Raw genomic sequence first — 14,004 nt, 5'->3', positions numbered from 1 at the left:
TAAAAACCGAGCAACAATGAGCAGGAAGCGTTTAGATAAACCCGAAGGGCAGCGCCTGTTTGTCTTTTCTACCGCGTTATCGCAGGATTTGTGTAGAACGACTACACGACACCTGCTCCGCCTTGTATAAAAGCCAAACAGACTGCTGCAAAAACAATCCTGAAAGATCAACACGCCCTAGTACAAGCGCTATTTTCTCTGTTGGCAATGACGGTAAATCAACGTATGCTAACAGCTGTATACTATGCGTTAATTCTCAACTTTTCTCACTATAAGGACACCGTCTGTGTATCTTCTTGAGCCGCTAAAAGAAATAGCCTCAACCTACCTTTCCAAAGTGCAGGTCGACCTGCTGAAAAAAGCCTTTATTGTTGCTCGTGATGCGCACGAAGGCCAAATGCGCTCAAGTGGTGATCCTTACATTACTCACCCAGTTGCTGTCGCGATCAATCTCGCCAAAATGCACTTGGATCACGAAACCTTGATGGCAGCTCTGCTCCACGATGTGATCGAAGATACCGACGCCACTAAAGAAGACTTAGCAGAGCAATTTGGCGACACCGTTGCCGAGCTCGTTGAGGGTGTCAGTAAACTCGACAAGCTCAAGTTTGATAACAAAGAAGAAATGCAGGCGGAAAACTTTCGCAAAATGATCTTAGCCATGGTGCAAGACATTCGCGTGATTCTGATCAAACTCGCCGATCGCACCCACAATATGCGAACCTTAGAGTCATTACGCCCTGACAAGCGCCGCCGCATCGCCCGTGAAACGCTTGAAATTTATGCGCCAATTGCCAATCGCTTAGGTATTCACGACGTTAAAAATGAACTCGAGCGCCTAGGTTTTGAAGCACTGTACCCAATGCGTTCAAGAGCACTAAAAGCAGCGGTAAAACAAGCGCGCGGTAACCGCAAAGAAATCATCAATAATATTCACCAAGAAATCATCGCCCGTATTGAAGAAAGTGGTTTACAAGCTGAAGTTATCGGCCGTGAAAAGCACTTGTACTCAATTTACCGCAAAATGCTCAATAAAGAGCTGATGTTCAACGAAGTAATGGATATTTACGCGTTTCGCGTGATTGTCCCGGAAAAAATTGACGACTGTTACCGCGTACTTGGTGCCGTACACAACTTGTTTAAACCGATTGAAACGCGCTTTAAAGATTATATTGCCATTCCAAAAACCAATGGCTACCAGTCACTACACACCTCACTAGTTGGGCCACACGGAATTCCGGTTGAAATCCAAATTCGCACCCAAGATATGGATCAAATGGCTGATAAAGGTGTTGCCGCGCATTGGCTTTACAAACAAGACGGTGATGACACCGGCACAACGGCGCAAATGAAAGCGCGTCGTTGGATGCAAAGCTTACTCGAATTGCAACAAAGTGCAGGTAGTTCTTTCGAGTTTATCGAAAATGTAAAATCTGACTTGTTCCCCGAAGAAATCTACGTGTTCACCCCAGATGGCCGCATTATCGAGTTACCTATGGGAGCAACTGCGGTCGATTTTGCCTACGCGGTTCACACTGATGTTGGCAACTCATGCGTTGGTGTAAAGGTTGACCGCAAACCTTACCCATTCAATAAACCGCTAGATTCAGGTCAAACCGTACAAATTATTACGTCATCAGCAGCAAGGCCAAATGCCTCTTGGCTCAACTTTGTTGTTACTGCCAAGGCGAGAATGCAAATTCGCGCTTACTTGCGCTCGCAACAAGAAAACGAATCTCACATTTTAGGTAAGCGTTTGCTAAGCCATGCCCTTGGTCAAGTTAGCATCGATGACATTGAGCAAGATAAGCTTGAACAGGTGATTTCTGATACTGGTCACAACTCACTAGACGATTTGTTTATCAATATCGGTTTAGGTAACACTTTGAGTATCGGTATTGCCAAGCGTTTAACCGATGAATTTGACAGTGACGATGACGACCAAGAAACCAGTCACGACAGTGACGGCAAAGGCAAACTGCCAATCAAAGGCACTGAAGGCATGATGGTTAGCTTCAGTAAGTGTTGTCGTCCAATTCCCGGTGATAGTATTTTGGCCTATTTAAGCCCTGGCAAAGGCTTAATTATTCATCAACACGACTGTCGCAACATCAAAGGCCACGAGCAAGGTAAATTATTCCCAGTAAAATGGGACTCAGATATCGATCGAGAATTTATCGCCAAACTGCGCATTGACATTATTAACCACCAAGGTGCATTAGCGGCATTAACCAATGCCATTGCCAAAGCCGGTTCGAATGTGCACAGCTTAAACTCTGGTGAAAAAGATTCTGGCTTATATTCGATTGATATGGAAATAACCTGTCGCGATCGTATCCATTTAGCCGACATTATTCGTAAAATCAAAGTGATGATCGACGTTCAAAAAGTCAATCGAAACAAGTAATCAAACGTTGTAAGACAAGAGAAGAACATCATGAAAACCATTATCAATACCCAAGATGCACCGAGTGCCATCGGTACTTATAGCCAAGCAGTAAAAGTCGCCAATACAGTTTATTTATCAGGCCAAATTCCACTTGACCCAGAAACGATGGAAGTGGTTGGTGATGACTTTGCTGGTCAAGCAGAGCAAGTCTTTAAAAACCTTGTTGCCGTGTGCCAAGCCGCAGGTGGCGACATCAATGACATGGTTAAAGTAAACATTTTTATGACTGATTTGGCTAACTTTGCCACGGTTAACGAAATCATGAGTAAGTACTTTCAAGAACCTTACCCAGCGCGTGCAGCCATTGGTGTAGCTCAACTGCCTAAAGGCGTCGATATTGAAATTGATGGCATTTTGGCAATTCCAAACGTCAATTAATTCACGGCTATGACTTGTGGGCGCATGTCTTGCTGCCCACTAGCAACAACCTTTACACCCCATACCTTAAATTGAAGATTTATGACCCCAGAAAGATTACAACGCATTAACCAAATGCTCGACCATCGCCAACCCGATTTAACCGTTTGCATGGAAGGCGTACACAAAAACCACAACTTGGCAGCTGTGGTAAGAACCTGTGACGCCATTGGCGTGAGTGACGTCCACGCAGTGTGGAAAAACGAACAAATGCGAGTCTCTGGTGGCAGTGCCGCAGGTAGTCAAAACTGGGTTAACGTTCACAACTACAGCCAAACCAAAGACGCTATTGGCGAGTTGAAAAAACAAGGTATGCAAGTACTCGTTACTAACCTTTCTGAGAGTGCGATTGATTTTCGCGAAGTCGACTACACTAAGCCAACGGCCATTATTCTTGGCCAAGAAAAATTCGGTGCATCAGAAACGGCTCTTGAGCTAGCAGACCAAGACATTATTATTCCTATGGTCGGTATGGTGCAGTCATTAAACGTATCGGTTGCCTGTTCGGTAGTGTTGTACGAAGCCCAGCGTCAGCGCCAATTGGCCGGCATGTATGACAAAGCCACAATCAACGAAGCTGAGCGCCAGCGCATTTTATTTGAAGGTGGCCACCCCATTTTTGCCAAAGCTTGCCAACGCAAAGGCTTGCCTTATCCGCATATTGACCAAGAAGGTCAAATTATTGCGTCGGATGACTGGTGGCAAAAGATGCAAATGAACCAAGAAGCATGGCAGGATCTCGACGAATAAGTTAAGGTAAAACATATTGTTATCAATATGTACCTAACCCAATGAGTTCTGTTTCCGGCCATACCTTACTATCAACCTCGCTCGCAGGTGTTAATCTCGCTAGCTTAAAAGGGGTTGGCCCGAGTATGGCCGAAAAACTCAGCCGTATCGGCTTAGTGTCGGTACAAGACCTGCTGTTTCACCTCCCTTTACGCTATGAAGATCGCACTCGCGTTACCGCTATTAGAGATCTACTGCCCGGTATTCACACCAATATTATTGGTGAAGTGGTTAACAACCAAATTGTCCAAGGCAAGCGCCGCATGCTAGTGGTGACCATCAACGATGGTTCTGGTACGGTCAATTTGCGCTTTTTTCACTTTACTGCTGCGCAAAAAAACAACTTGAGTGTTGGCACCGAAATCCGTTGTTACGGTGAAATTGTCAGAGGCGGCCGCGGTTTTGAAATTGTTCACCCTGAATACAAACAACTGGCCAATGACCAAGCTTTAACACCGGTTGAAGAAACACTGACGCCAGTTTACCCAACGACTGACGGCCTGCGCCAAGCAAGCCTTAGAAACCTAACCGAACAAGCGTTAAAGCGCTTAGCCGCAGGTCATGTCGATGAGCTATTACCTAAGCAGTTTGTCAATGAACCCTATTCTTTAGCATCGGCGCTGGCTCTAATTCATCGGCCACCACCAGAGACCTCAGTCAGCCAACTCGAAGCGGGTAAACACCCCGCTCAACTGAGGCTGATCAAAGAAGAATTGCTGGCCCACAACTTGAGTATGCTCAAGTTAAGGCAATCTAGCGACCAACACCAAGCAGTTAGCCTAAGTATTGATCAATCACTCAACCAAACGTTTCTCGACTCATTGCCGTTTAGCCCAACCAATGCGCAAGCTCGAGTGGTCAATGAAATTAGGCAAGACTTAGCTAAGGCAATCCCGATGATGCGTTTAGTTCAAGGTGACGTTGGTTCGGGTAAAACACTGGTTGCAGCGCTTGCCGCGTTAACCGCGATCGGTCAAGGTTTTCAGGTTGCGCTAATGGCACCCACCGAAATACTCGCCGAGCAGCACGCAATCAATTTTGCCAATTGGTTTCAACCACTGGGCATTAACGTTGGTTGGTTAGCTGGCAAAAGTAAAGCTAAAGCGCGCCGCGAAGCACTTGCAGCCATGGCGAACGGAGAAATGCAACTGGCGATTGGCACCCACGCCCTCTTTCAAGAGCAAGTAAGCTTTAACAAACTCGCCTTGGTGATTATTGATGAACAACACAGGTTTGGCGTTCATCAGCGGCTATCGCTACGGGAAAAAGGCGCTTTTGACGGTAATTACCCGCATCAGTTGATCATGACCGCAACGCCGATTCCTCGAACTTTGGCGATGACTGCTTATGCCGATTTAGACACATCTATTATTGACGAGCTACCACCGGGGCGAACGCCAATAAAAACCATTGCCCTGCCAGATAGCCGCCGCGACGACGTTATCGAACGCATTCGCAGTGCTTGTCACCCTGATCTCGGTGATGAAAAGCGACAAGCCTATTGGGTGTGCACCCTAATTGAAGAGTCAGAAGTACTGCAATGCCAAGCCGCAGAAGACACTGCTACTTATCTTCAGGAACAGTTACCAGAGCTCGCCATCGGCCTTGTGCATGGCCGAATGAAAGCGGCAGAAAAACAAACGGTAATGGATGCCTTCAAACAGGGAAACCTAGATTTACTGGTGGCGACAACAGTGATTGAAGTGGGTGTTGATGTACCTAATTCGAGCTTAATGATTATTGAAAATCCCGAGCGCTTAGGCTTGGCGCAATTACATCAGCTGCGCGGCCGGGTTGGTCGCGGCGCAGTTGCTTCACACTGTGTGTTGATGTACAAAAGTCCATTGTCGAAGACCGCAACCAAACGACTTGCCGTGCTGCGAGACAGTAACGACGGTTTTGTCATTGCCCAAAAAGATTTAGAAATTCGCGGCCCCGGCGAGCTACTAGGTACCCGACAAACTGGCTTAGCCGAATTAAAAATTGCCGACTTAGTGCGAGACGCAGACCTTATTCCGGAAGTTCAACAACACGCTTATTTACTTTGGCAAAAACACCCTGAGCAAGCACAAGCGTTAATCCAGCGCTGGCTTGGTAGCAAAGAAAAGTACTCCAACGCATAGCAATCGTTCAAAAAAAATCGCGCATGTGTCCAAAAACTTTACATAGAATATTTACTCCACAAAAAATACAATAAAAAACAACAAAATAAAGATGTGGCATTATTTGTGCTGTATAAGTTTCGAGTTTTTAAACCATTGATGTAACAATAGGAAGTAGTAATGGATATTAAGTTGTATACTCGTAAAGTTGCCCAATCTTTCGTCGCTCTTGCTTGTTTAGCTACCACGGTACAAGCAGGTATTATCTCAGGTTCACACCAGTATCAAGACGCCAACAACCAAACTCGTGAAGTCAACCTTCAAGGTTTAGAGTGGTTAGCGCTAGATAATTCATTCGGCTTTAACCGCAGCGATATTCAAGACAAAGCATGGACAGACAATCAAGGCAACAATTGGAACGCTGACGACTGGCGCTATGCGACAACTGCTGAAACAAGCAATCTACTATCGTCAATTTGGGGCGGTCAATTTACCGATTTCGCTTTCAATAACTATCAAGGCGCCACCTGGTTTGCCGATAACTTTTTTGGCTCTCGCGATACTATCGCTAGTGCTTCTGGTAATAGCGGTAGCTTTCAGGATTTCCGCTTCGCTTGGTTTAATTATGGTGAATTAAGCGAATGTGGCAACGGTGATACAACGTGTCAGCACAGAGTAAGAGTTGCAGAGGATTTTACTGGCCCTACATTGCAAGATATCGATATCAATGGCAGTCAACGGACAGTTTATAGTGACTCGCTAGTTATCAGAGCTGGTGAGACAGAACCGACTCGTGCTTTTCTCGGGTTAGGTGATATCTATGGCAGATCAATTGGCCTTAGCAACGTCGACAATGGTCAAGTAATTTTAGCTGGCAGAGCATCAATAGACGAATTTAGATTCCAAAGTGTTGGTAACTTGCTGGTGCGAAATACCACAGAAGTACCTGAACCTGCACCGCTAACAATGATGGCATTGGGTTTAATCGGCCTTGGTTTACTACGAAAAAAAGCTCGTAAATAACATATAGATTTAATGATCAAGCCGAGTTCAATCTCGGCTTTTTCTTGCCTAAAATTTACTAATTCGGCTTATGTAGACGATATTACCTTGATTTGTTAATGTCGGTATTATTACTAAATAAGGTAACTAAAATGTCTCACCACCACATCAACTATGTCGAACTAGCCGCCAGTGATTTGGCACAAACTAAGGTATTTTTTAATGACGTTTTTGGCTGGTCATTTACAGATTACGGCCCAGACTATACCGCCTTTTCACAATCGGGACTTGAAGGTGGCTTTTACCGCGCCGAACCCTCTGGTCAGCAATCACAAGGCTCGGCCCTTGTCGTGTTGTACAGCGATAACCTAGAACAAACCCAAGCAGCGGTTGAGCACGCCGGTGGGACTATCGCTAAAGCAATTTTTGACTTCCCAGGCGGCCGTCGATTCCACTTTATCGAGCCAAGTGGTAACGAATTGGCGGTATGGACTAAGTCAGAATAATGGTTGATAAAAGCGCTATAAGCAAAATCGCTATCTTTGTTGATGTGCAAAATATTTACTACACCTGCCGCGATGCTTTTGGCGCTCAGTTTAATTACCGAGCGTTTTGGCAGCATATTAGCCAACAAGGCCAAGTGGTTGTCGCAAACGCCTACGCAATCCAGCGCAGCGATGACCAACAACACAAGTTTCAAACCGCACTCAAACACATCGGTTTCAACGTAAAACTCAAGCCCTTTATCCAACGCCAAGACGGCTCAGCCAAAGGTGACTGGGACGTTGGCATAACCCTCGATGCCATTGAAGCTGCAGCAGATGTCGACAAAATCATCTTGCTCTCTGGCGACGGCGACTTTGATTTATTGCTGCAAAGAGCGCGAGCTAAGTACCAATGCCAAAGCCAAGTTTACGGCGTTGAGCGTTTAACCGCGCAAAGCTTAATTGATGCCGCGGACAGCTTTACCCCGATAGATCGCAGCTTGTTGCTTTAAGTCAAATTTGTTGTGATTTTTTAGTACAAGGATCTGCACTATTTGTGATGTATGATAAAGAATTTAAGAAAGGCGTTAGGAATAACAGAACAAGTAAACAGTTCTATCACTAAAGCTATTTTTGACTTTGCTAACCAGTCGCCACTTTTAGTTTACCAAGCTAATCACAACAAATTACCAAATTAAATTAAACCTCAGAAGTATTAGAAGGGTAGTTTTCCCCCTCTAATACTTCAAGTCCCCCTATTAAATAACTACTTTTAACAACAATAGAGAATCTCAATGTTTAGCGAATTTGCCCACAGCCTGACGGCCCACAGGTACTTCCACCTCCACCGCCTCCAGAGGTACCGAGTCTAAACATTACGTATCCCATATCGGTAGTTGCCGAAAACCTACCATCACTTATTTTGACTCTGACCCTATGCTCTCCAGAGGTTCGAGGAGAAAAGTTTCTCAAATAAGGTGTGCTAGTTGTTACAATATCTCTCGGTACAGATGGGTAGTCTATATTTTGAAAGATCCAAGTGAATTTAAGTGGCTTATTATTTAGCGCTGCATAAGAGTATTCTGTATCATACGTATAGTTTACCGTCGCATTAAACGGTACCGCACTAGTAGAAAAAGTACTCATATTACCTTTTGATATTGTCGGTGGGTTCTGAACGTGAACTTTTACAGAATCGCACATTGGTATGTGGGCGTGCTCATCAGGAATACTACCATCATTATTTTGTTTTCTAATAAGACTAGCAATGCCGTCAGATATTTTTTCATTTAACCAAGGAAAACCATGAAAAAATGGTACTGTAGGAAATTCAAATGCCATACCTTCAGGTAAATCATGCTTAGGAGCCGGCACACCTTTTCTAATCAATGTTTTGAATTCCCTTTCCGTTACAACAGTAGTTATGTACTTCGTGCCTCGAATGTTACTCCTGTAGTCAAAATCACGTGCAGCTCTATTTAAATATCCATCTTTTTCCCAGTTTCTAATGAGATTGGGTTCCACGTTGGGGCTATCACTCGCCTCCCAATATGAATATTGACCAGTGCCATACAAACAACTTTTAGCATTAAAATCAGGAAACTCACAATAAAACTGCTTTTTATTTGAAATTTGTTGGGATGTACCAATCAACATATGTGATACATCATCGTTTTTGATTAAATGAAAGTTTACCATCTGGCCAAAAATACCATATCGACCAGTATCATTATATATTTTAATACCATCTATTTGATTACATGCAGCAATCTTATCTTCATAAGCTAATCGATCTGCAGCTACCGTGGTGAAAGAGGATAGAAAAAGACTAGAATATAAAATACTTTTTATTGGTGTCATGAATAAATCCTTTAAATTTGTTGAAAGCGCACACCAATAGACAGGTAGCCTAGGTTCCCTGTTTATTGGCTACGAAGCGCATACTAACCAAAGAAGACAAACAAAACAATAACAAAACAATAACAAAACAACAACAAAAGCCACTTTTCTTTATATTACAAAAAAACAACATCCTTCATCATACCTAGTTAACATTGTTGATTTTAAGCGCATGCAGTAAACTAGAGCTAATTTTAGCGAAGTTAGTGAACCCAGATGTCAGAGCAAACCAACGCAGACCAATCAGCAACCGAAAACCAACACAATCAGGACAATACCACCCATTTTGGCTATAAAACTGTCGAGAGCAGTGAAAAAGCTTCAATGGTTGCCGATGTTTTCCATTCGGTCGCTAAACAGTACGACATCATGAACGATTTAATGTCATTTGGTATTCACCGCTTGTGGAAGCGCTTTACCATTGATGCCAGCGGTGTTCGACCGGGTAATAAGGTACTTGATTTGGCCGGTGGTACTGGTGATTTAACCGCTAAGTTTTCTCAGTTGGTAGGGCGCGATGGCAAGGTTATTTTAGCCGATATCAACAGCTCTATGCTCAATGTTGGTCGCGATAAATTAAGGGATCGCGGCTTGGTACAAAACATCGAATACGTGCAAGCAAATGCCGAAGCGCTGCCATTTGAAGAAAACACCTTTGACGTAGTGACAATTGCTTTTGGCCTGCGCAACGTCACCGATAAAGACAAAGCACTGCGCTCAATTTATTCAGTATTAAAGCCAGGCGGCCGTTTACTGGTACTAGAGTTTTCAAAACCAGAACACGAATTACTCAACAAAGCTTACGATTTTTACTCGTTTAATATTTTGCCGAAGATGGGTGACTTAGTGGCGAAAGACGGCGATAGCTACCAGTACTTAGCTGAATCAATTCGCATGCACCCAGATCAAGAAACACTCAAAGACATGATGAACAACGCCGGTTTTGAGCAAACGAACTATAAAAACCTGACTGGTGGTATTGTCGCATTGCACAAAGGCTATAAGTTCTAGCTATGAGTTTTATAATGCCGCAACAAGCGCTTTGTGGCGCGCTTGAAGTTGTTATCAACAAAGCGCTGAGCTTGAATAGTTCACAAGAAAAACGCAGCCAACTTTGGCTACAACTCGAGGGTAAACGCCTCTCGGTTGAGTTAGCTGAATTTAACGCGCCGTTCGTGATTGCAGTCAGTGATGGCAAGGTATTAGTATCAAGCCTTGAACTCGCTGAACAAGATAACGCCGAAAGCCTTAGCCAACTCGGCAGTGATTGCCATATCAAAACCAGCTTACAAACGCTGTGGCAACTGAAAAACGAACAACAGCTGACTGAGTTAATCAAACAAGAAAAACTCGACGTTCAGGGTGATCTCAAACTTGCTCAACAGTTTGCCAGTATTGCAGAGAGTATTAATATCGACTGGCAATCAGAACTCGCCAAACACATTGGCGACGTGCCAACCTTTAAGCTAGGTCAGTTGTTAGAAAACATCTCTGGTAAACTAAATTTTGCCAAACAACAAGTAACGAGCGACGCCAGTGAATGGTTGATTCACGAGCAAAAACTCGTAGTCACTGAATACGAATTAGCAAATTTTAATCAAGGTGTTAAACAAGTAGTTAACGAACTTGAGGCACTTGAACAGCGAATTGCGACACTTGCACAAAAATCAAAAGCCACAAAAGCTGATTTGAAAACAGCGACAACCGAATAATTCCCATCATATCAACAGTGAAAAGCCATTAAGGATTTCTGTGAGCAGCGTTAGACTTTACCAAATCGTTAAAACATTTTTGCACTATGGTCTCGACGAACTACTGCCGGAAAAGTCACTGCCTTGGTACATTAAGCCACTGCGCCTGAGTCTGTTTTGGCTCGGTAACAAGCACAAAGACAAGCCTTTAGCCCTGCGTTTTCGCTTAGCAATTGAAGCACTTGGCCCAGTCTTTATCAAGTTTGGCCAAATGTTGTCAACACGCCGCGATTTACTGCCTGACGACTTCGCTAACGAGCTTGCCTTGTTGCAAGACCAAGTCACGCCTTTTGATGGCGAACAAGCCAAACAAATCATCATAGACGCCCTCGGTGAAGAGGTTTTTAACAGCGTTTTTGGCGAATTTGATACCACACCACTAGCGTCGGCATCAATTGCTCAAGTCCACACCGCAACTCTGTTAACTTCAGACGCTGAAAACGAAACTAGCGAACAGCAACAACAAAAAGTAGTGATTAAAGTACTGCGCCCGGGTATCGACAAAATCATTTTGGCTGACATTAATGTGATGCAACTGTTCGCCGGCGTTGTTGCCCGTTGGCTGCCCGACGGCAAGCGCCTTCGCCCCAAAGAAGTGGTTAATGAATATCGCAAAACCATTATTGATGAACTCGATTTACTGCGCGAAGCTGCCAATGCGATTCAACTAAAACGTAATTTTAATCAAGGTCACGAGCAAGACAATATCTTGTACGTTCCGGAAATATTTAGCCAATACTGTCACAAAAACGTGTTGGTGATGGAGCGTATTTACGGTGTTGGTGTTGGTGAAGTTGAGACTATGCACGCGCTTGGCGTCGACATGAAATTACTCGCTGAACGCGGTGTCGAAGTGTTTTTTACCCAAGTGTTCCGCGACAGTTTTTTCCACGCTGATATGCACCCCGGCAATGTTTTTGTCGATACCACTAACCCTGCCGATCCCACATGGATTGCCATTGACTGCGGTATTGTCGGCACCCTGCAACGGGAAGATAAACGCTATTTAGCTGAAAATTTTGTCGCCTTTTTCAATCGCGACTACCGCAAGGTTGCCGAGTTACACGTCGACTCAGGTTGGGTGCCAGCGAGTACTAACGTCGACGAATTTGAATTTGCCATTCGCACCGTTTGCGAGCCGATATTCGAAAAGCCGCTGTCGGAAATTTCGTTTGGCCAAGTGTTAGTCAACCTGTTTAACACCGCCCGCCGTTTCAATATGGAAGTACAACCTCAGCTGGTGTTACTGCAAAAAACCTTGCTTTACATTGAAGGTTTAGGCCGACAACTTTACCCACAACTCGATCTCTGGCAAACCGCGAAACCGTTTTTGGAAAACTGGGTCAAAGAACAAATGGGTGTTCAAGCGGTATTCACTAAAATTAAAGAAAATTTGCCGTTTTGGAATGAAAAACTGCCGGAAATGCCAGACTTGGTATACGACTATTTAAAATCAGGCCGCCAAGCCCAGTTGGAACAAGCGCGCCTGCTAAACGAATTAAAACAAAACCAAACGCAGCAACACCAAAAACTGGTTTCAGGTATTGTCGCTGCCGGCTTAGTCGTAAGCAGCGCCTTGTTTTATCAATCGGGTAGTGATGTTCTGACTGCAACCAGCGCTCTGTTAGCGACAATATTTGGCTATCGAGCGCTCACAAGCTAAGACGTATTGGCTAGTTAGGGGAAAAGTGGATACTGAACAGTTAAAGCTGCTATTCGAGCAACATTTAAAGCCCAAGTTAGCACCATTAGAAGATCTTCGCTTAGCGACATTAAAAAAGAAAAACGCACTTGTCCTTTTTGTTGGAGCGTTTTTTATTACGGTATTTTCAGGATTCGATTCCGCACTACTATTGATAGTGCTGTCTGCAATTATGATATATTGCACCGTTGCTTTTAAATTGAGTTGGGATAAATACCGAGCTCGTTATAAAAAACACATTATGTCGACTCTGTTGAATGAAATTAACCCGTCACTGCGTTGGCATAAAAACAAATTTATCACGCAAGAATGGTTTGAAAAAAGCGGCCTGTACGATAAAAAAATAGATAGCTACCACGGTGAAGATCTTATTAATGGCGAGCTCGGTGGTTTTCAGGTTGAAATGTCAGAGCTTTGCGTTAGCCAAATTTTTCTTGCAGAACAAGGTGGCTCGCAGCGAAAACCTATTTTTAAAGGCTTGTTCCTAAAAGCGCAATGCGACATGCCTTTTTCTCATTGCAGTTATATATTGCCGCAAGAAAGTAGTACGCAAGGAATTAAAGAAAAACTATTTGGTCATTTGAGCAAGACCCGCTTTGGTCAAAAAGTAGCATTGCCAGAAAATGAATTTAGCCAGAATTTCACCGTTATAAGCTCAGCGCCTGATGCTATATTACAAATTTTAACGCATGAGCTGATGATGAAATTGGTTGGATATCGAAATCAAAAGCAAAGTATCCCGTTGTCTTTGTCTTTTGTTGACCAAAATGTTTACATTGCAATCCCCGAAAGTAGGGATTTATTTGAGCCTGTTCTGAATACAGCTGTGACTGACTTTGAAACTATTGAAGCACTATTTCAAGACTTAGTATTTTTTACTAGCTTCTTGCAGGAGTTAGGAATTAAGTCAAATTATAGCGACTGACACAGATAGAGTTTCGATTTAAACAAGGAAGATGATTTAGTGTTAAGAATTGATCATATTAACATCAGCGCACCGTACCCTGTTTTGCTGGAAGTGAAAAATTTCTACTGTCGGCTGTTTAATGTTGAAGTAGGTCCTCGCCCAAACTTTGCTCGCCGTGGTTTTTGGCTTTATCCAGCAGGCAATGACCAAGACGCGTTGATTCATCTCACTGAAAGCAATCAACACCAAGCACCTGTTGCTAATCAATATTTAGATCACATCGCCTTTGAAGTATCACTGACCGAAAAAGATAATTTAGTTCAACAACTTGAACAACAAGCCATTGAGTATCAAGCGGTATACTTGGCGGATATAAAGGCCCATCAGTTGTTCTTCAAAGACCCAATTGGCAATGGCGTTGAGGCGATTTTTAAATATCTATAAGTTTCATGCTCGCTAGCATAGACACTCTCTTACTCTAAAAAACACTTAATTAACAAC

13 protein-coding genes are annotated in these 14,004 nt (G+C 43.7%); 12 read left to right on the top strand and 1 reads right to left on the bottom strand.

Annotated features, from left to right (window positions below):
* The first annotated feature begins 286 nt into the window (after positions 1–286).
* The 7 genes from spoT to J7384_RS08465 all read left to right on the top strand — a co-directional run bounded on the left by spoT (position 287) and on the right by J7384_RS08465 (position 7,756).
* The gene (gene spoT / locus J7384_RS08495) at positions 287–2,407 is read left to right on the top strand and encodes a bifunctional GTP diphosphokinase/guanosine-3',5'-bis pyrophosphate 3'-pyrophosphohydrolase (protein WP_209113014.1); all 2,121 of its coding nucleotides are present in this window, start codon (positions 287–289) and stop codon (positions 2,405–2,407) included.
* A 30-nt stretch (positions 2,408–2,437) separates the two neighbouring features.
* Entirely contained in the window at positions 2,438–2,827 is a 390-nt protein-coding gene (locus tag J7384_RS08490) for a RidA family protein (protein ID WP_247741702.1), read from the top strand.
* 81 nt (positions 2,828–2,908) lie between these two features.
* Positions 2,909–3,616 carry a tRNA (guanosine(18)-2'-O)-methyltransferase TrmH gene (gene trmH, locus J7384_RS08485; protein ID WP_209113013.1) on the top strand — a complete coding sequence of 236 codons (708 nt, stop codon included), beginning with the start codon at positions 2,909–2,911 and terminating at the stop codon, positions 3,614–3,616.
* 41 nt (positions 3,617–3,657) lie between these two features.
* Entirely contained in the window at positions 3,658–5,778 is a 2,121-nt protein-coding gene (gene recG, locus J7384_RS08480; RefSeq protein WP_209113011.1) for an ATP-dependent DNA helicase RecG, read from the top strand.
* A gap of 159 nt (positions 5,779–5,937) precedes the next feature.
* Entirely contained in the window at positions 5,938–6,780 is an 843-nt protein-coding gene (locus J7384_RS08475; protein WP_209113009.1) for a PEP-CTERM sorting domain-containing protein, read from the top strand.
* A gap of 131 nt (positions 6,781–6,911) precedes the next feature.
* The gene (locus J7384_RS08470; protein WP_209113007.1) at positions 6,912–7,265 is read left to right on the top strand and encodes a VOC family protein; all 354 of its coding nucleotides are present in this window, start codon (positions 6,912–6,914) and stop codon (positions 7,263–7,265) included.
* Positions 7,265–7,756, top strand: coding sequence for an NYN domain-containing protein (locus tag J7384_RS08465; RefSeq protein ID WP_247741701.1), 492 nt, complete (start codon positions 7,265–7,267; stop codon positions 7,754–7,756). Before J7384_RS08470 ends, J7384_RS08465 begins: the two co-directional genes overlap by 1 nt.
* A gap of 286 nt (positions 7,757–8,042) precedes the next feature.
* Here J7384_RS08465 and J7384_RS08460 read toward each other — a convergent pair whose 3' ends face one another.
* Positions 8,043–9,104 carry a hypothetical protein gene (locus J7384_RS08460; protein ID WP_209113006.1) on the bottom strand — a complete coding sequence of 354 codons (1,062 nt, stop codon included), beginning with the start codon at positions 9,102–9,104 and terminating at the stop codon, positions 8,043–8,045.
* Between the two features lie 255 nt (positions 9,105–9,359).
* Here J7384_RS08460 and ubiE point away from each other — a divergent pair, with 255 nt between their 5' ends.
* Genes ubiE through J7384_RS08435 form a run of 5 tightly spaced genes read left to right on the top strand, consistent with a single transcriptional unit; the run spans position 9,360 to position 13,947 of the window.
* Entirely contained in the window at positions 9,360–10,154 is a 795-nt protein-coding gene (gene ubiE, locus J7384_RS08455) for a bifunctional demethylmenaquinone methyltransferase/2-methoxy-6-polyprenyl-1,4-benzoquinol methylase UbiE (protein WP_209113004.1), read from the top strand.
* Positions 10,155–10,156: 2 nt separating this feature from the next.
* Complete coding sequence (locus J7384_RS08450) at positions 10,157–10,855, top strand: SCP2 sterol-binding domain-containing protein (protein WP_209113002.1); 699 nt, start codon at positions 10,157–10,159, stop codon at positions 10,853–10,855.
* Positions 10,856–10,895: 40 nt separating this feature from the next.
* Entirely contained in the window at positions 10,896–12,557 is a 1,662-nt protein-coding gene (gene ubiB / locus J7384_RS08445) for a ubiquinone biosynthesis regulatory protein kinase UbiB (RefSeq protein WP_348523858.1), read from the top strand.
* Between the two features lie 25 nt (positions 12,558–12,582).
* Positions 12,583–13,521 carry a DUF3137 domain-containing protein gene (locus tag J7384_RS19675; protein WP_209113000.1) on the top strand — a complete coding sequence of 313 codons (939 nt, stop codon included), beginning with the start codon at positions 12,583–12,585 and terminating at the stop codon, positions 13,519–13,521.
* A gap of 39 nt (positions 13,522–13,560) precedes the next feature.
* A complete protein-coding gene (locus tag J7384_RS08435) occupies positions 13,561–13,947 on the top strand; it encodes a hypothetical protein (RefSeq protein WP_209112998.1) in 387 nt (128 codons plus the stop codon).
* The last annotated feature ends 57 nt before the right edge of the window (positions 13,948–14,004 follow it).

It is taken from the genome of Endozoicomonas sp. G2_1, from assembly GCF_017744155.1.
Taxonomy (GTDB): domain Bacteria; phylum Pseudomonadota; class Gammaproteobacteria; order Enterobacterales; family Alteromonadaceae; genus JAGHQT01.
This window is presented reverse-complemented; position numbering and strand designations above follow the sequence as displayed.